This is a genomic window from Pantoea sp. XY16, from assembly GCF_025153065.1.
Classification (GTDB): domain Bacteria; phylum Pseudomonadota; class Gammaproteobacteria; order Enterobacterales; family Enterobacteriaceae; genus Pantoea; species Pantoea alfalfae.
Window position 1 is genome coordinate 104,845 of sequence record NZ_JANZNP010000006.1, and the last position, 18,522, is coordinate 123,366.

Here is an 18,522-nt window from a genome sequence, read left to right on the forward strand (position 1 = left end):
GAAGACCATGAGAAATTTTATCCTGAGGCGGCTGCTGAACACCCTGCCCATGCTGCTGTTTGCCTCTTTTATCATCTTTATGTTGTTTGCAAAGACACCCGGTGACTTTATTGATGGCAACGTGACGCTGACCGCCGCGCGCGCGGCTGAGCTGAAGGCGATTTACGGCCTTGATCAGCCGCTGCTCACCCGCTATCTGCACTGGCTCGGCCAGCTGGTGCGGGGTGATTTGGGTTTCTCACTGCAATATCAGATTCCTGTCACTCAGTTGCTCAATCAATACGTCTGGAATTCCTTCCTGCTCGCCAGTGTCGCACTGGTATTTTACTGGGGAATTGGCCTGGCCGCCGGTATCGCGTCGGCAATCAAACCCAACTCGTGGTTCGATCATCTGGTCAGCGTGCTGGTGTTTGCCGCAATGTCTTTTCCAACCTTTTTTCTCTGCCTGCTGTTAATCAAATGGTTTGCGGTAGATCTGCACTGGTTGCCGGTCGGCGGCATGACCAACACCGGCAGTGATGACAGCGGCTGGGCCTATATTATCCAGGTGGCGGCCCACCTGATGCTGCCAGTGCTGGCACTGGTAATGTTGCAGGCGGGCAGCCTGACGCGCTATTTTCGCGCCAGCATGCTCGACGTCATCAAAATGGATTTCATCCGCACTGCCCGGGCAAAAGGTTTACGCGAACGCACAGTGATCATGAAACATGCGTTGCGCAATGCGCTGCTGCCGATCATTACCCTGCTCGGCTTTGAGCTGCCGGGCCTGTTCTCGGGTGCCCTCATCACCGAAAAAGTCTTCAACTGGCCGGGTGCAGGACATATCCACATCGATTCGCTCGCTGCCCGTGACTATCCGGTGCTGATGGGTTTCACGCTGTTTCTGGCGGTATTAACTATCCTCGGCAATCTGCTGGCCGACGTGCTTTACGCGTGGGCTGACCCGCGTATTCGGGTGAGTTCATGATGATCAGTTCACTTTTTTCTACGCAACGCCGCCTGCGCAAAGCGGTGATCCCGGCACTGGCCCAGGCCACGCCCTCACCGTGGCGTCAGGCGTGGCAGGCATTACGGCACAATCCGCTGGCGATGGTGTGCCTGGTTTTACTGATTGTCATGGCGATCTGGTGCGTGCTGGGGCCAATCTGGTCGCCGTGGCAGGATGACGCCACGGATGCCCTGATGATCAATAAACCGCCAGGGGCACAGCACTGGCTGGGAACCGATTTTCTGGGGCGGGACGTCTACACCCGTTTGCTCCTTGCCGGGCGCATTTCGCTGACCATTGGCCTGCTGACGATGTTGCTGTCGGTGGCGCTGGGTTATCTGCTCGGTGCCGTGTCGGGCTATGCGGGTGGCCTGACCGACAAGCTGATTATGCGTCTGGCCGATCTGGTCATGACCATTCCCAGCCTGCCGCTGCTGATTGTCGCCGGCGCCATGCTGTCGGAGCTCGATTTCTCTGCAGATGCGCGCATCTATATGGTCGTCATTATGCTGAGCCTGCTGGAGTGGCCTAAACTGGCGCGGCTGGTGCGTGGGCAAATCCTTTCGCTGCGCGAGCGTGATTTTATGCTGGCAACGCAGGTACTGGGCCTGTCATCACGTCGCCGCCTGTTTGGTCATCTGCTGCCCAATACCATCCCGATTCTGGTGGTCATGGCGACGATGGCTGTGGCGAACGCCATTCTGAGCGAGTCGGCGCTGAGCTATCTCGGTCTTGGCGTCGTCCCGCCGACCCCCTCCTGGGGCAATATGATGGATGCCGCCAATAGCCTGATCGACTTCCAGCGTCGCCCGTGGCTGTGGATGCCACCAGGCATCGCCATCTTTATCACCGTGGTTGCCATTAACGTACTGGGCGACGGCTTGCGTGATGCGCTCGATCCCCGCATGAAACGGAGCCAGAAATGAGCCAGCCACTGATCACCTTCGAACAGTTATCCGTCTCCTTTGCCGCCGAACAGGGGCGTGTGCAGGCCGTGCAGGAGGTCTCCTTTACTATTCATGCCGGACAGACCCTGGGTATTGTCGGCGAATCCGGCTGTGGCAAAAGCGTTACCGCCATGTCGTTGATGGGACTGTTGCCGCCTCAGGCCGCGCGTATTGACGGCGGAGCCATCCGCTTCCAGGGGCAGGATCTGCTTACACTCAATCCCGCCAGGATGGCCGACCTGCGAGGCAACCAGCTGGCGATGATTTTTCAGGAACCGATGAGCGCCCTGAATCCGGTGCTGACCATTGGCGAGCAGCTGTGTGAGCCATTGATTCGCCATCGGGGGGAATCACCTAAAGCCGCCTGGCAGCAGGCGATCGCGCTGATTAGCCGCGTCGGACTGGCGCGCGCGGAGAGTCTGATGACCCGCTACCCGCACCAGCTTTCCGGCGGCATGCTACAACGCATCATGATTGCGATGGCACTCAGCTGCCAGCCGAAACTGCTGATTGCCGACGAGCCAACCACGGCGCTGGACGTCACCGTTCAGGCCCAGATTCTGCGTCTGCTGCGCGGTCAGGCCCGTGCCAGCCAGATGGCGCTGATGCTGATCACCCACGATTTGGGCGTCATTGCCCGGATGGCGGAGCAGGTAGTCGTGATGTATGCCGGGCGGGTTGTTGAATACGGCCCCACCGCAGAGGTACTGCGTAATCCGCTGCATCCCTATACCCAGGGCTTGATCGCCTCCCGACCGGTTCCCGGCGAGCGGCGACGTCGGCTCTACTCCATCCCCGGCCAGGTGCCGGACCTTGCCGCGCTGCCCGCATTCTGCGCTTTTTTTGACCGCTGCGAACGCGCCAGCGAAATTTGCCGGACAGGCATACCGCCGCTGGTGGGTACGACGCGGCAGGCCGCCTGTTTTCACCGTGAAAAAGTGGAATCTTTCGCATGAGTTCTGAATACATCATTGAAGTGGACGCGCTGAAGAAGCACTTCCCGATACGCGACGGCCTGTTTGGTCAGGAAACCGGGCAGCTTCGTGCCGTTGACGGTGTCAGCTTTCGCATCCGTCCGGGCACCATCTTCGGTCTGGTGGGCGAATCCGGTAGCGGCAAAACCACCGTAGGCCGCACACTGCTGGGCTTATATGATAAAACCGCTGGCACGATTAAGTATCGGGGACAGGACCTGTCGACGCTGACGGCGCGGGAAATGCAGGCGCTGCGCCCCAGAATCCAGCTGGTGTTTCAGGATCCCTACAGCTCTCTCAATCCGCGTATGCGTATCGGCGATGCGATTGGTGAGGCGTTACTGGCACACAAACTCTGCACCCGAGCGGAGTTGTACGACAGGGTAATCGCGGTAATGAAGATTTGCGGGCTGGCTCCGCAGCATTATCCGCGTTTCCCGCATGAATTCTCGGGGGGACAACGCCAGCGCATTGGCATTGCCCGGGCACTGATTCTCAATCCGGACTTTATTATCGCCGATGAGCCCATTTCAGCGCTGGATGTCTCCATTCAGGCACAGATCATCAACCTGTTTTCCGATCTGCGCGATGACCTCGGCGTCACCTTCCTGTTTATTTCGCATGACCTCGGCGTGGTGGAACATCTTTGCGATGACGTGGCGGTGATGTATCTCGGGCAACTGGTGGAAACTGCCAGCCGCGACGCCCTGTTCAGTCAGCCGCTGCATCCTTACACGCAGGCGCTACTGGCCGCCGTACCGACGCTCGACCCACAGCATGAACCCATCGCGGTGATTAAGGGGGAGATTCCGGATCCGTCACACCCGCCATCCGGCTGCCGCTTCTCGTCACGCTGCCCGCTGGCGGAAACGCAGTGCCGCGAGGCAGTACCGGAATTACGTGAAGCGTCGCCAGGGCATCATGTAGCGTGTCATTTGGTCCAGCAAAACAGAGTGGGAGTTTCACCAGACAGAGCAACCAGATTTGTGAAACCCGCAACTATTAGTGGTCATCAGGGCGGTCCTGACAGAGATATCATTCAGGTTTAGCGTGATGAGTAGTCAGTTACTGGCAAAGACGTGCCCGGTCAGATGAGCCAGATTCGTAAACCCGCTCAGGGAAACCTGAGCGGGTTTTTTGTTGGGTATTATTTCACTTCTCTTATCCCGTCCGGGCAGCGCTCAGGACTCTCTGGCTGGCACCACCCTGTTTTTCTGGCGAATGCCAATAAGGTATAAAGCACATCCCAGCAGGGCAAACAGAATCAGTAAATAGAAGATGGCGGATGGCGGGATAAGATGGCTGTTGAGCAGGTAGCCGAAAAAAATAGCGTTGGCTCCGCCGCCTGACATCGCAATATTCTGCACACCGAAGTAGGCCCCTTTCATATCATCACGGGCAATAGAATCGATAAAAAGAAACTCCGACGGAACAAGAATGACCTCGCCTAACGAGAAGAGTATGGTGGCGATAATCCAGAACAGGGTCAGTTCAGAGACATGGTAGAAATATAATCCCATCACCAGTAATCCGGTTCCGGCCATCACACTGAGCACCCTATTTTTCTGGGTGATCCTTTTGCCAATAACGTACTGCAACAGAATGACCGTTGCTGCGTTGATACTGACAATCAACGTAATCAACCTCAGTGCTTCTGACTCGCTGACCACATATCCCAGATACTGCGATAAATACGTCGCAAAACGGCCATAGACCAGCGCGCTGAACAACCCCCCAAGGGTAAAAAGCTGCAACCGATAATCGCTGATTAATACGCTGAACGTCTGCTTCAGGCTGGTTTTCGGCCCGTTAACGGGAGAGTTTACCTGCAGATGAGCATCGTAACGTCGGTAGTACAGGCTGAGTATGCAGAGTGAAATAAAACTTAATCCTGCGGACAACCACATCGGCGCATGTACGGCATAGTGACTGGCGAGAATACCGAGAATCGGCGCACTACAAAAAGCGATATTAATCAGGGTATAGGTAACCGAAAAGGCAGCACCTCGTTGGTCAGCAGGCAACAAGCCTGACAGAAGCGATTTTACTGCGAGGTGCATGGTGGTAAAAGCGACCTCAATCATGATCAATAAAATAAAAACCTGAATGAAGTGTTGGACGTGTGTTAATAAGCCATAGACAACAACCGAGAGGAGAATCGCCAGAAAAAGGGACCGCAGAGGGGTGAAGCGATCAATTAACACGCCACACCAGACACCCGCCACCGTCGCTATCACCAGACTGCCTCCCAGCGCATAGCCTGTCATCAGCGGATTAAACTGCAGTGTCTGTGAAAGGTAGATGGGAAAGAACGTGAAAGTGAGTGCTCTGCTGAAATGTAATATGAAATCGAGCGTAAAAAGGGGCCATAAAAAAGAGAATCTGATCATCATAGCCAGTCCGTCAGTCAGAATAATAAAATGACTTTATCTGGTGACAGAGCGCATCCGAAATGCCAATTAAGCAATAACATTTATGTTTTAAGCGTCATCGCTGAAGAGGTAATTGAGCTTTAATACCCGACAGGAACAGATTTTCTGAACATGCCTTTACACCCCTGAGGCTTTCAGACACGCAAAAAAAACCCGCTGACATCAGCGGGTTTCTGGTTTTTACAACGTCAACAGCAATCAGATATCAAACCGATCCAGATTCATCACTTTTGTCCAGGCGGCGACAAAGTCTTTGACGAATTTTTCACGGGCATCGCTGCTGGCATAGACTTCTGCCGAGGCGCGTAACACCGCGTTGGAACCAAACACCAGATCGGCGCGGGTAGCGGTGAAACGGGTTTCACCACTGACGCGATCGCGTCCGATGAATTTCTCATTGCTGCCATCAGTCGCTTTCCACTCGGTACGCATATCCAGCAGATTCACGAAGAAGTCCGTGTTCAGCGATCCCACATTGTGCGTGAAGATACCGTGCTGGCTGCCATCGAAGTTAGTGCCAAGCGCACGCATCCCGCCCACCAGCACCGTCAACTCTGGCACGGTCAGGGTCAGCTGCTGTGCCTTGTCGATCAGCAGGCTTTCGGTGGTGGTTTTGCCGAAGCCGGTGCCGAAGTTACGGAAACCATCCGCACGCGGTTTAAGCAGATCGAATGACTCGATGTCGGTCTGATCCTGACGCGCATCGACACGGCCTGGGGTAAAGGGCACGTCGATCGAGACGCCAGCCGCTTTCGCCGCCTGCTCAACACCAACCACACCCGCCAGAACGATGACATCCGCCAGTGAAGCCTTGTGGGCTTCGCGCTGAATCGCTTCCAGCGCAGGCAGAACACGTGCTGCGACGGCATTGACGTCCCACTCACGCTGCGGCAGCAACGCCAGTCGGGCACCGTTGGCACCACCGCGCTTGTCGCCACCACGGAACGTCGATGCCGAAGCCCAGGCAACGGAAACCAGCTCGCTGACGCTGAGGCCGGATGCGGCAATCTTCTCTTTCAGCTGGGCGATATCGGCCACGGTTGGATGATAAACCGGTGCAGGCAGCGGATCCTGCCAGATCAGATCTTCCTGCGGCACTTCAGGTCCGATGTAGCGCGCTTTTGGCCCCATATCACGGTGGGTCAGCTTAAACCACGCACGGGCAAAGGCTTCGTTGAACGCCTGCGGATCGTTGTGGAAACGACGCGAAATTTTTTCAAACTCCGGGTCAAAACGCAGCGTCAGGTCGGTGACCAGCATGGTCGGCTTGTGTTTCTTAGTGGAATCAAACGCATCCGGGATGATATCCGGTGCATCAGCCGCTACAAACTGGATGGCTCCCGCGGGGCTGCGCGTCTGAACCCACTCATATTTGAACAGGTTCTCGAAGAAGTAGTTGCTCCACTGGGTCGGTGTCTGCGACCAGATCACTTCCAGGCCAGAGGTAATCGCATCTGCGCCGACGCCCGTACCGTGGCTGTTGACCCAGCCCAGACCCTGCGCTTCAATCGGTGCGGTTTCCGGATCGACGCCCACGTGGCTGGCCGGTGCGGCACCGTGGGTTTTACCCAGGGTATGGCCACCGGCAATCAGTGCCACGATCTCTTCGTCGTTCATGCCCATGTTGCCAAAGGTGGCGCGAATCGCCGGGGCCGCAGAGGCAGGATCGCCGCTGTGTTCCGGACCTTCCGGGTTGACGTAGATCAGACCCATTTCGGTGGCACCCAGAGGCGACTGTGCCAGGGATTCCGGGTGACGGTGTTCCAGCCAGGCGGCTTCTTCGCCCCAGTTCACATCCATATCCGGTTCCCAGACATCTTCGCGTCCGGCACCAAAGCCGAAGGTACGGAAGCCGGAGTTTTCCAGCGCAACGTTACCCGCCAGGATGTAGAGGTCAGCCCAGGAGATTTTCTGGCCATATTTCTGTTTAATCGGCCACAGCAGGCGGCGCGCTTTATCCAGACTGACGTTGTCCGGCCAGGAGTTTAAGGGGGCGAAACGTTGCTGACCACGGCCTGAACCACCGCGTCCGTCTACGGAGCGATAGGTTCCGGCGCTGTGCCAGGCCATGCGAATAAACAGGCCGATATAGCTGCCCCAGTCAGCGGGCCACCAGGCCTGTGACTCGGTGAGCAGCCCTTTAATGTCAGCTTTCAGCGCAGAGTAATCTAATTTGGCAAATTCTTTACGGTAGTCGAAGGATGCATCAAGCGGATTCGAACGGGATGAGTGCTGGTTCAGCAGGTCAACGCGGAGCTGGTTAGGCCACCAGTCACGGTTAGTTGTTCCGCCACCCGGCGCCTGATTTGGCTGCGCTGGCTTGCCTGCATGAAAAGGGCATTTGCTTTCAGGCGCTTCGCGATCGGCTTCAACAATAGGCTTTGCATCTTTTGCATCTTCATCAATGGAATTGCTCATGGTCACACCTCTTTTTGTATTTTCATCGCTACTCTATAGAGGATCTTCAGGAACTCACACCTGTCTCATCCTATAAGATTGATAGCTTATCCCTTTGAATAAGGTTTGTTTCAACAGCTTCCAGCAATGGCGCAACGGATGTTACTACCCGGAATCATCAACGAAGCGGCACCGACCTGCATCAGACTATTCCGACACAACCGGTTGCACAACCGTCTTATTCAATGCTGGCAGAACAACGGCCTGACCAGATTTAGCCGCGGTCGCTGGCTAAACCGGTGTAGTTGATGGAATGGACGGAACACACGCCAGACAAGAGCGGCAGAAAGACGAAAAGAGAAAATGATTAAAAAACGTTAACGATCGCAGAGGTGAATGACAGGTAATACAGGTTTATGGAGAAACAACTGAGCGCCCGCTTGCGCGGGCGCTCGGGTAGTGACTTAACGCCAGCCGAGTTCCGGGGCAACATACTTCAGAATTGCCTCAATCACATGGGCGTTGTAGGCGACACCAAGCTGGTTAGGCACGGTCAACAGCAGCGTATCCGCTTCAGCAATCGCCTCATCCTGCGCCAGCTGCTTAATCAGTACTTCAGGCTCTGCGGCGTAGCTGCGGCCAAAGATGGCACGGGTTTTCTCATCAAGGAAACCAACGGAATCCTGATCGTTACCGCTGCGGCCAAAGTAGGCGCGGTCCATATCATTCACCAGCGCAAAGATGCTGCGACTGACGGAAACGCGTGGCGCATGCTGATGCCCCGCCGCTTTCCAGGCCTCGCGGTAGGCGCGGATCTGTTTCGCCTGCTGAATGTGGAACGGCTCGCCGGTTTCATCATCTTTCAGGGTTGAACTTTGCAGGTTCATGCCCATTTTTGCTGCCCATTCTGCGGTGGCATTGGAACCGGAGCCCCACCAGATGCGATCACGCAGCCCTTCCGAAAGCGGCTCTGGTCGCAGCAGGCCCGGCGGGTTCGGGAACATTGGCTGTGGATTCGGCTTTGCAAACCCTTCGCCGCGCAGCACGTCCAGGAACTCTTCGGTGTGACGACGGCCCATATCCGCATCGCTTTCACCCGCTTTCGGTTCAAAACCAAAGTAGCGCCAGCCATCGATCACCTGCTCAGGGGAACCGCGGCTCAGGCCCAGCTGCAGACGCCCGTTGGAGATGAGGTCTGCCGCGCTGGCATCTTCCACCATGTAAAGCGGGTTTTCGTAACGCATGTCAATAACACCGGTACCGATCTCAATTTTGCTGGTCCGCGCTGCCACGGCAGCCAGCAGCGGAAACGGCGAGCTGAGCTGGCGGGCAAAATGGTGGACACGGAAATAAGCGCCATCTGCGCCCAGCTCCTCAGCAGCGACCGCTAAGTCGATCGATTGCAGTAACACATCCTGCGCGGTGCGGGTGGCGGACTGCGACGAAGGCGTCCAGTGACCAAAGGATAAGAAGCCAATATTTTTCATCTGTATTTCTCCTGACAGGCGGTAAGCGCCTGTGGGCTATAGGCGATTTTTGATAAGGAAAGGTTACGCCCTCCACGCGGCGACTGATAGTGAATATCTTTAAGCGCCATATTCAGGAATTTCGACATAGCTAAGCAGATTATCCACTTTGTCTTTGTTCGTCCTTTCTTTCACTCTCCAGACTCTTGCTTCCGCTGTCAGGTGAATGATGCACAACGGCTATCTCTCTTTACAGCAGCGCGCCTGGCTGAAACAACGCGCGCGCAGCTGGCTCTGGCGCAGCGAACTGCCGACCTGGCTGCTGATGGGCGTGATTTACGGCGGCTGGTTCCCGGTGATGCTTAACTGGCAGACGCTGGGACGACTGCCCGCTACCCTGCTGCTGATCGTCTTTACCACCTGGTATATGTCACTGCAGCATGAGCTGATCCACGGTCATCCCACACGCTGGCCGCGGGTGAATCAGCTGTTCGGCACCCTGCCGCTGGCGGTCTGGTATCCCTATGGTCTGTATCGCGACTCTCATCTGGCCCATCATCGCAATCACACCCTGACTGAGCCGGACGAAGACCCGGAAACCTACTATTTTTCCGCTGCACGCTGGGCGCAGTTGCCGCGCTGGCAGCAGCGGCTGATTCATCTGCGCAACACATTTCCGGGACGGTTGCTGCTTGGCCCGCTACTGGATATCGCGTCGACCGTTGGCGGGATGTGGCAGGCGTTGCGACGTGGCGATCGCTCTGCGACGGGCATGTGGCTGCTGCATGGCGCGCTGCTGGCTCTGCTGTTTTACTGGATGGCGGAGCTCGGGTTTTCGCCGCAGTGGTATCTGCTGGCGGTAAGTTATCCGGCGCTGGCGCTGACCAAAATACGATCCTTTTATGAACATCGTGCAGCGGAAGACCCGCTGGCACGTTCGGTGAATAATGAAGCGGCCTGGCCCTGGCGCTTACTGTTCCTGAATCTGAACTACCATTCAGTGCATCACGATCTGCCTGGCGTTCCCTGGTATGGCCTGCGCCCGCTCTATCTTCGCGACCGCGAGCATTACTATCAGCGCAACCACGGTTTTCGGGTGGCGGGCTACCGGGTCTGGCTGCGTCAGTTCTGGGCCAGACCGGTTAGCGTCAATGCCCATCCGGGCCGCTCAGGGGAGAAAACCCATGAATAATCTGCTCGCTTTGCCCATGTATGCGCTCCATCCGCCTGCCACGCGGGCATTGATGCAGGCTGTGGTTACGCTGCTGGCGCAGCATGACACTGAGGCGCAGCCGGTCTGGCCTGACGATCTACTGGCCCACTGGCGGGATGCGCGGTTGCTGCTGAGCCAGACCTGCGGCTATCCGCTGGTCAGTCAGTTACCGGCGGTTCAGCTGGTTGGCACCTTTCACTATCAGGCACCGGGCTGTAGCGGGCGCCATTATCGCAGCTGGCTGGTAGCGCGAAATAAACAGGCGACGCTGGCCGATTTCAACGGTCAGCGGGCCGTAGCTAATAGTACGAACTCGCACTCCGGCTATAACGCGCTGCGGTTTGTGGCGGCGCTCCAGGGCGTGACGTTTTCACAGCTACTGCTAAGTGGCGGACACCGTCAGTCGCTGGCGGCGCTGCGTGATTCACAGGCAGATATTGCGGCCGTCGACTGCGTCAGCTGGGCGCTGCTGGCGCGCTATGCGCCGGATGAACTGTGTGGCCTGCATATCATCGGTGAGACGCCCGCCGCACCCGGATTGCCGCTGATCACGGCCGCCTCAACGTCAGCCGCCCGGCTGGAGACGTTGCGTACAGCGCTGCATCAGCTGGTAAACGATCCCGCCTTTCGCAGCGTCTGCGACGACAATCTCATCAGTGGATTCAGCCCGGTGCAGCGAGACGATTATCAGGACGTGCTGGCGTGGGAACAGCAGGCTGCCGAGCTGGGCGTCACCCGGCTTTAACGCCGCACGCTAATTCGCCCTGCTGACCGGGAAAATCTGATTTTTCTGCATTCTCGCCTCACTGCTCATGCTTTCCCTGCCTGTTTTTTCACGCACCCCGAAACGCTACGCCGGAGGCTAACGCTGGTAAGCACGCTCGCGGCGTTCTAAGGTAAAGGTTTTCAGCAAAGGGAGAGTGGAATGCGGATTCTGATGGCAGGCGCCGGCGCGACCGGTGGATACTTTGGTGCACGACTGGCTCAGGCAGGTCAGGACGTGACTTTTCTGGTGCGTGAACGCCGTTATCAGCAGCTGCAAAACAACGGGCTGGTGCTGCAGACGCCGCAGGGTACCGAAACGTTACAGCCGCAGCTGACGCAGGTCAGCACCCTGACGGGCCACTATGATCTGATTATTGTGACGGTGAAGAGCTTTGCCCTTGAACAGGTGATGGAGGACATTGCACCTGCGGTCGGCCCGGACACGCTGATTATGCCGATTCTTAACGGAATGCGGCACATCGCGACGCTGCAACAGCGCTTCGGCGAAGATAAGGTGATTGGCGGCCTGTGCAAGATCAACGCTACGCTGGGCGAACAGGGCGAAATCATCCAGATGACACCGCTGCATCAGATCTTTTACGGCGCGCTGGACGGCAATAATGATGAACGGCTGCAACGGGTTGATGCCGCGCTGCGCGACTGTCAGGTTGATACCCTGTTCAGCGATAACATCATGGATGAGCTGTGGGAGAAGTGGCTGCTGCTCAGCACGCTCGGCGCGGTCTGCTGCCTGGCACGCGGCGATACCCGGCAGATCCTCACCTCGCGCGGCGGCGAAGCGCTGCTACAGGGGATCTTTACGGAGATTCTGTCCGTCATTACTGCCGAAGGCTATCAGCCGCGCCCGGCGGTGACGGCCCGCATTTTTGAGCTGTTAAACAATCCCGCGACCCCGATGACCTCCTCAATGTACCGCGATCTCACTCAAGGTTATGATATTGAAGCCGATCAGATCATCGGTGACCTGCTGCTGCGGGCGAAACGAAACGGGCTTGCCACGCCGCTGCTGAACGCGGTGGATGTGAACCTGCAGGTCTATCTGCAGCAGCGTTAACAACCGGCAACGTCCGCGGGTCGGGTGCCGCCATTTTCCCCCGCTGGCATGGTGGTGAACAGGTGGCCGGCAGCAGCACAGCATGAAAATTTGTTACACTCGTCGCTTCATCTATTGGAGAGTTCAATGACTTCCCGCTCCGTGACCCTTGATGATGTCGCTCAACTGGCCGGCGTCTCATATCAAACCGTTTCACGTGTTTTAAATCGTTCTGAACAGGTGTCAGCCCGCACGCGGGAAAGGGTTGAGGCGGCGATGCAGCAGCTCAATTATGTGCCTAATCGGGTGGCGCAGCAGCTGGCGGGCAAGGCGACGCGCACGTTAGGTCTCGCGACCAGCGACCTGGCCCTGATGGCACCGGCGCAGATCGCCTCGGCGATTCAGCAGCGTGCTGCGCGGGCGGGTTATCATCTGGTGATTGCGATGGACAGCGGCCACGATGCGGCCGCCACCGTGAATGAACTGCTGGCTCAGCGGGTCGATGGGCTGCTGATTAACCTGCCGCTGGATGCCGATGAAGCGCAGCAGATCCAGCTGCTGTGCGGCGGCAAGCCGGTGCTGTTTCTGGATGTCGAACCGCAGGCGGCGGTGGCGCAGTGTCAGTATCCCAATGAGTCCGGCGCACGTGCCGCCGTTGAACATCTGGTGGCGCTGGGGCATCGTCAGATTGGCCTGTTAAGCGGGCCGCTGCGCTCGGTGTCAGCCCGTCAGCGCGAAAACGCATGGCGTCAGGCGCTGGCCGATCATCAGCTAACGCCGCATTGCGCGCTGCGCGGTGACTGGAGCGCGCAGTCGGGTTATCAGGCGCTGCTGACGCAGTTGCCCGATGACCTGCCGCAGGCGCTGCTGGTCGCCAACGATCAGATGGCGCTGGGTGCAATGCGGGCGCTGCATCAGTATGGCGTCGCTATTCCTGCCGGGATCTCCGTGATTGGTTATGACGATACCGCCGAGAGCGCGTGGTATCAGCCGCCGCTGACCACGGTGCGGCAGGATTTACACTATCTTGGCGCACAAAGTGTTGAGCGAATGCTGGCGCGGCTTCAGGGTGAAGAGGCACCAGCCAACGCGCTGAAAACCACGCTGGTAATTCGTGAGACCACCGCCCCGCCCGCGGATAAGCGGGTCGATGTAGTGGCGCTCTCTCGTCAGCTACAGGAGATTGCCCGCAGGCTGGCGGGTAAATAATTCTGCGCTGAGACAGATAATAAAAAACCCGCACCACCGGAGTGAATGCGGGTTCACAGGGAACACAGAACGCATAAGCGCTCTGTTCTTAGGCTTTCGGGTGTTCGCCCACGCCCATCGCTTTGATTTTTTTCGACAGCTCGCGACGCTCTTTAGACAGGTCGGCGTTTTTGATGATGTACTCATCCACGCGGTCTTCATAATCCACACGCATGCTGGCGATGATTTCCTGAATGGCCTCAACGCTCATGCCGGGTTTGATATATTCGCTCAGGTTGTCGAGCAGCAGTACGCGCTTCTGGTTATCGCGGATTTTCTTCTCATTATCGACAATTTCACGCTGCAGTTTGTTTTTGCGGCGGAACATACGCACGAACTCCAGTACGTCCTGAAATGACTGCTTGGCATTTTCCATGATGGCACCTTTCTTTAAGCCTGCTGACGCAGGGAGAGAGTCAAAACGATCAGCTTAGCGGCTAGCCCGCCAGGTAAGCAATTTTCACAGCTAAATTCAGACTGGCTCTTATCTTAGCGCAAAGAAACCCGGTTTCACATTAAGTCCTTGTCTGAGGTGATTATTTGCGCAGCGCCATCCGCATCAGATCGGTCATCCGCTCCAGCTGTTTCGCCAGTTCCAGCGTCAGCCAGACGTAGCCGTAGATTGGCGTCTCTTCCAGCCCGTCGCTGCCCGCTTCGGCGATCAGTCTGCGCAGTTCGCCACTGATTTCGGTCAGCTCATGGCTGTTGGCAATCACCTCTTCTGTTTCACCCTCAATCGCCATCACCGACAGCGCCCGTAGCGTATTCTCGGTCATCTGCTGCGTGCGGCGGAGTGCAGGCGCGTTAAGCATAATCAGGTGGCTCTCACGCGAGGCCCACCAGGCATTAATCTGCATCTCAATGGTGTAAACCATATTACGGTTTATGGTCTGAATCGCTTCAAGCACCGACTTCGGAATGCGCGTCTCTTTGCTCGACGGCTCCAGCAGCGCCCGCATTTTGATCACGCTGGTCAGCAATTTGCCCAGCGGCTTATTGAGACGCGGCTTTTCAACCAGGTTAGGCGAGAAGCCGGCGTGATAGATTTTTGCCATGCCCGCCAGCGTGTCGGAGAGCTGAATGCGCCAGTGTGTGTAGGCGCGCTGCGCCCAGATAGCGGTAAACAGCAGCGCCATCAGCGATCCCAGAATGACATCACCACCGCGCCACAGTGCCACGGTGAAATCGCCGGTTGGCGCACCCACCACCACGCTCAGCGTAATCCCGATCAGCAGCGCCATGTAGGGATGTTTGCCCAGCGTCAGGTAGCCGCTGATCACCATGATGATGCCGCACCAGGCCAGCATCACCGGCATGGAAATAAGCTCCAGCTTCAGGGCAATCAGCCCGGAAATCGAGCCCGCCACCGTGCCGCAGATGCGCTGCAGGGCGCGTGGAAAGACATTTCCCCAGGTGGAAATCGGCCCCATCACCACCACCAGCGTGATCAGCGGCCAGGTGCCTTCCGGAATACCGGTTGCCCGGACAAAAATAAAGCAGAGCAAAAAGGCGATGGCAATGCGCACGCCGTGGACGGATCGGTAATGGCGATAAAACCAGAACTCCAGTTTCGAGATGGGCTTGTCAGGACGCAAAGTGACTTTCCGGTTACGGGAACATGATGGGGCTATCTTAACCCTGAACGCGGCCTGGACTTAGCGCGGGCCGGATATTTCAAAACAGTTTTGACGTTCGCTTACAATTATCAACATCCGCCTCACATACCTGACCGGAAGTCATGAACAACTTAATACGGCTTTTTAACCTTTATCAGGTATCGGTAACAGGCTCAGGGTATAAATGTGAAAACGGGCAGCCCGCAGGCTACCCGTTTCTGTACTGCCCGGCGACAATCAGAACTTCTGTTTAAGATAGTCCGTCAGGCGAGTAATCACGCCTGCTGGCTCGACCGCACTCAGTGCCACCAGCGGATAGTGAGCAATCTGCTGATCTTTATCCATCACCTGAATCTCGCCGATCACTTCATTGGCTTTCAGCGGTGCTTCCAGATCTTTACGATCGATGACGTATTTCGCCTTCACGTTCTGCACTTCACTGCGCGGCAGAGACAGATAAACATCTTCTGCCGTTCCCACCTCTACCTGATGCGGATTGCCGTACCAGACATTTTCGCTGCCAATCTTCTTACCCGCATGGAACAGCTGAACGGTATCGAAGGTGTTCTGGCCCCAGACCAGCAGTTTACGCGCCTGCTCTTCCCGGCCTTTCGAACTTTTCCCCCCCATGACGACAGCGATCAGGCGATGTTTGCCCACCACATTTGACGCGATGATATTAAAGCCCGCGGTTTCAGTGTGACCGGTTTTCAGCCCATCAACGTGGAGATTATTATCCCATAGCAGACCATTACGGTTGTTCTGGGTAATGCCATTCCAGGTCAGGGTCTTTTCACTGTACATGGCATAAAAATCAGGCTCGCCATCGATGATGGCGCGTGACAGCTTCGCCATATCCAGCGCGCTGGAGTACTGACCTGGCGCATCCAGACCATGAACCGTTTCAAAATGCGTATTCTGCAGGCCGAGCTTCTCAACATAATGATTCATCATACCGACGAAGTTCGCTTCGCTGCCCGCCACGTAATCCGCCAGCGCAACGCAGGCGTCATTGCCGGAGTCGATGATCACGCCGCGGCTTAAATCCCGGACGCTCAGCTTATCACCTGGCTTCAGGAACATCAGGGAGGACCCTTTAAACACCGGATTCCCTGCACCCCAGGCATCTTTTCCAACCGTGACCATGTCGTCCCGGCTGATTTTCTTCTGGTCGATAGCGCGATCGACCACGTAGCCGGTCATCAGTTTGGTCAGGCTGGCGGGATTGCGGCGTTCATCGGGATTGCCCGCGGTCAGCACCTGCCCGGTAGTGGCATCCATCAATACCCAGGAAGCCGCATCAATCGCCGGAGGCGTCACAGGAAAGGGAATCGCATCAGCCTGTGCCAGCGAGGCCCAAAAAACAGTAGCGGTAACGGTGAACAACAGACGCCTTTTCAACACTTCATCCTTAATTGCACGGGAGAGAAAATTTCTAAAAACGAAACGGAAACAGCCGCACGTTGTACGGCAAAAGCGTTGTGAAGGTTTGAATAAATTGAAAAAAAGTATGAACCGGGCGCCAGGCGGGTGCGCGTCTGACGAAGTAACGCGGTTCGCCCGCCAGGGCAGAACAGAGGAAGCGCAGGCGTCATTTCATACGCTGCGCTGAGAGCGGCATACATAGGCTGCGAAAATGCGTAGCGGATTCCGCTTTTGAGATGAAAATGGCGTCCGCTGATACAGGCTCGCACGCCTGCTGCAGTGATTGCAGAGGTCTGACGGTTGAAGAGAAGCATCAGGCCGACTGAACCCTTAACTTCAGACGTACCGGAATATGGTTTACCATATGGGAGAGCGTCAGACGATCCCCTGATCCGCTATAATAGCTCTGTGGCAGAACGCACAGTCAGCGCGCACCAGACGCAACGATTACCCTCCTCTGTGGCGCAAAAATTCAGAGCGGACAGAGAGCGGTCTTTACGCTTTCTGTTCTCTACGCCAGTAAACGCAATGAACGGATATGAAATTTGAATAACGACCGCGTACAGCCCACTTTTCTGTTTCACGATTATGAGACCTTCGGTACCAGCCCCTCTCGTGACCGGCCCGCCCAGTTTGCCGGCCTGCGCACCGACAGTGAGTTTAATCCGGTCGGCGAGCCTGAAGTGTTCTACTGCCGTCCGCCTGATGACTATCTGCCACAGCCCGAAGCGGTAATGATTACCGGCATCACCCCGCAGATAGCGATGAGCCGCGGCGTCATCGAAGCAGAGTTTGCCGAACGCATTCATAAGCTGTTCACCACCGAACAAACCTGCGTGGTGGGCTACAACAACGTACGTTTCGATGATGAAGTGACGCGTAATATCTTCTATCGCAACTTTTATGACCCTTATGGCTGGGCCTGGCAAAACGGCAACTCACGCTGGGACCTGCTCGACGTGATGCGTGCCTGCTATGCGCTGCGGCCTGACGGGATCAACTGGCCGGAAAATGAAGAAGGCTTTCCCAGCTTCCGGCTGGAGCATCTGACCAAAGCCAACGGCGTGGCCCATGAAAATGCGCACGATGCAATGTCCGATGTTTACGCCACGCTGGCGATGGCAAAGCTGGTAAAAGAGAAGCAGCCGAAACTGTTTGAGTTTTTGTTTACCCATCGCAACAAGAACAAGCTGATGAACCTGATCGACATCCCGCAGATGAAACCGCTGGTCCATGTCTCTGGCATGTTCGGCGCCGCGCGCGGCAACACCAGCTGGATCGTGCCGCTGGCCTGGCATCCCGATAACCGGAATGCGCTGATCGTGGTGGATCTGGCAGGCGATATGTCACCGCTGCTGCAACTGGATGCTGACACGCTGCGTGAACGTCTTTACACGCCGAAAAACGACCTCGGCGATCTGCCTGCGGTACCGGTTAAACTGGTGCATATCAACAAGTGTCCGGTGCTGGCACCTGCCAGTACGCTGCGTCCGGAAGATGCGGCCCGTCTGGGTATTGATCGTCAGCACTGTCTGACGAATCTGGCGCTGTTGCGTCAGCAGCCTGACGTGCGGGAAAAACTGGTTACGCTGTTTGCCGAAGCCGAGCCGTTTACACCGTCAGAGGATGTGGACACGCAGCTCTACGATGGATTCTTCAGCGATGCCGATCGCGCCGGGATGAACATTATTCGTCAGACCGCGCCGGCCAATCTGCCTGCGCTTGACCTGAGCTTTGAGAGTGCGCGGGTGGCGAAACTGCTGTTCCGCTATCGGGCGCGTAATTTCCCCGGCACGCTGGATGATGCCGAGCAACAGCGCTGGCTGGAGCATCGCCGTGACGTGCTGAACGGTGATCGGGTGCAGGCGTTTATGCAGGAACTGGAAGGACTAGCTAATCTGCATGAAGCTGATGCAGAAAAGGTTGGGCAGCTCAAAGCGCTCTATCTTTATGCGCAGGAGCTGTTTTCCTGAACCCATGAGAAAGCCTGACCCGGC

Annotated in this window: 15 protein-coding genes; 9 read left to right on the forward strand and 6 right to left on the reverse strand. The window is 56.7% G+C overall.

What is annotated here, in order from left to right; genetic code table 11:
* Positions 1-7 precede the first annotated feature (7 nt).
* From N1689_RS10525 to N1689_RS10540, 4 genes are read left to right on the forward strand one after another with little or no spacing between them, the layout of a single operon-like run.
* Positions 8-967 carry an ABC transporter permease gene (locus N1689_RS10525; RefSeq protein WP_260058826.1) on the forward strand — a complete coding sequence of 320 codons (960 nt, stop codon included), beginning with the start codon at positions 8-10 and terminating at the stop codon, positions 965-967.
* The gene (gene opp4C, locus N1689_RS10530; RefSeq protein WP_161734459.1) at positions 967-1,914 is read left to right on the forward strand and encodes an oligopeptide ABC transporter permease; all 948 of its coding nucleotides are present in this window, start codon (positions 967-969) and stop codon (positions 1,912-1,914) included. The genes N1689_RS10525 and opp4C overlap by 1 nt, the downstream gene beginning before the upstream one ends.
* On the forward strand, positions 1,911-2,891 hold the full coding sequence (locus tag N1689_RS10535; protein WP_260058827.1) for an ABC transporter ATP-binding protein: 981 nt from the start codon (positions 1,911-1,913) through the stop codon (positions 2,889-2,891). The genes opp4C and N1689_RS10535 overlap by 4 nt, the downstream gene beginning before the upstream one ends.
* Positions 2,888-3,958, forward strand: a complete 1,071-nt coding sequence (locus N1689_RS10540) for an ABC transporter ATP-binding protein (protein WP_260058828.1) — start codon at positions 2,888-2,890, stop codon at positions 3,956-3,958. The genes N1689_RS10535 and N1689_RS10540 overlap by 4 nt, the downstream gene beginning before the upstream one ends.
* A gap of 132 nt (positions 3,959-4,090) precedes the next feature.
* Here N1689_RS10540 and N1689_RS10545 read toward each other — a convergent pair whose 3' ends face one another.
* From N1689_RS10545 to N1689_RS10555, 3 genes are all read right to left on the reverse strand, one after another.
* Positions 4,091-5,302 (reverse strand): MFS transporter, encoded by a 1,212-nt coding sequence (locus N1689_RS10545; RefSeq protein WP_260058830.1) that lies wholly within the window; start codon positions 5,300-5,302, stop codon positions 4,091-4,093.
* 237 nt (positions 5,303-5,539) lie between these two features.
* Positions 5,540-7,759, reverse strand: a complete 2,220-nt coding sequence (gene katG, locus N1689_RS10550) for a catalase/peroxidase HPI (protein ID WP_260058832.1) — start codon at positions 7,757-7,759, stop codon at positions 5,540-5,542.
* A 443-nt stretch (positions 7,760-8,202) separates the two neighbouring features.
* On the reverse strand, positions 8,203-9,225 hold the full coding sequence (locus N1689_RS10555) for an LLM class flavin-dependent oxidoreductase (RefSeq protein ID WP_253419241.1): 1,023 nt from the start codon (positions 9,223-9,225) through the stop codon (positions 8,203-8,205).
* 208 nt (positions 9,226-9,433) lie between these two features.
* On the opposite strand from N1689_RS10555, the gene N1689_RS10560 reads away from it, so the two are divergent.
* From N1689_RS10560 to N1689_RS10575, 4 genes are all read left to right on the forward strand, one after another.
* Positions 9,434-10,396, forward strand: a complete 963-nt coding sequence (locus N1689_RS10560) for a fatty acid desaturase (protein ID WP_260058973.1) — start codon at positions 9,434-9,436, stop codon at positions 10,394-10,396.
* On the forward strand, positions 10,389-11,162 hold the full coding sequence (locus N1689_RS10565) for a phosphate/phosphite/phosphonate ABC transporter substrate-binding protein (RefSeq protein ID WP_260058834.1): 774 nt from the start codon (positions 10,389-10,391) through the stop codon (positions 11,160-11,162). Before N1689_RS10560 ends, N1689_RS10565 begins: the two co-directional genes overlap by 8 nt.
* A gap of 180 nt (positions 11,163-11,342) precedes the next feature.
* Entirely contained in the window at positions 11,343-12,257 is a 915-nt protein-coding gene (locus N1689_RS10570) for a ketopantoate reductase family protein (protein ID WP_161734405.1), read from the forward strand.
* A gap of 126 nt (positions 12,258-12,383) precedes the next feature.
* The gene (locus N1689_RS10575) at positions 12,384-13,445 is read left to right on the forward strand and encodes a LacI family DNA-binding transcriptional regulator (RefSeq protein ID WP_222925266.1); all 1,062 of its coding nucleotides are present in this window, start codon (positions 12,384-12,386) and stop codon (positions 13,443-13,445) included.
* An 88-nt stretch (positions 13,446-13,533) separates the two neighbouring features.
* Here N1689_RS10575 and tmaR read toward each other — a convergent pair whose 3' ends face one another.
* From tmaR to dacD, 3 genes are all read right to left on the reverse strand, one after another.
* Positions 13,534-13,860: a PTS system regulator TmaR gene (gene tmaR, locus N1689_RS10580; RefSeq protein ID WP_004571340.1), complete on the reverse strand. Its 327-nt coding sequence runs from the start codon at positions 13,858-13,860 to the stop codon at positions 13,534-13,536.
* Between the two features lie 160 nt (positions 13,861-14,020).
* Positions 14,021-15,079: an FUSC family protein gene (locus N1689_RS10585; protein ID WP_033733196.1), complete on the reverse strand. Its 1,059-nt coding sequence runs from the start codon at positions 15,077-15,079 to the stop codon at positions 14,021-14,023.
* 258 nt (positions 15,080-15,337) lie between these two features.
* Entirely contained in the window at positions 15,338-16,501 is a 1,164-nt protein-coding gene (gene dacD, locus N1689_RS10590; protein ID WP_202604973.1) for a serine-type D-Ala-D-Ala carboxypeptidase DacD, read from the reverse strand.
* 569 nt (positions 16,502-17,070) lie between these two features.
* Here dacD and sbcB point away from each other — a divergent pair.
* The gene (gene sbcB / locus N1689_RS10595) at positions 17,071-18,498 is read left to right on the forward strand and encodes an exodeoxyribonuclease I (RefSeq protein WP_260058837.1); all 1,428 of its coding nucleotides are present in this window, start codon (positions 17,071-17,073) and stop codon (positions 18,496-18,498) included.
* The last annotated feature ends 24 nt before the right edge of the window (positions 18,499-18,522 follow it).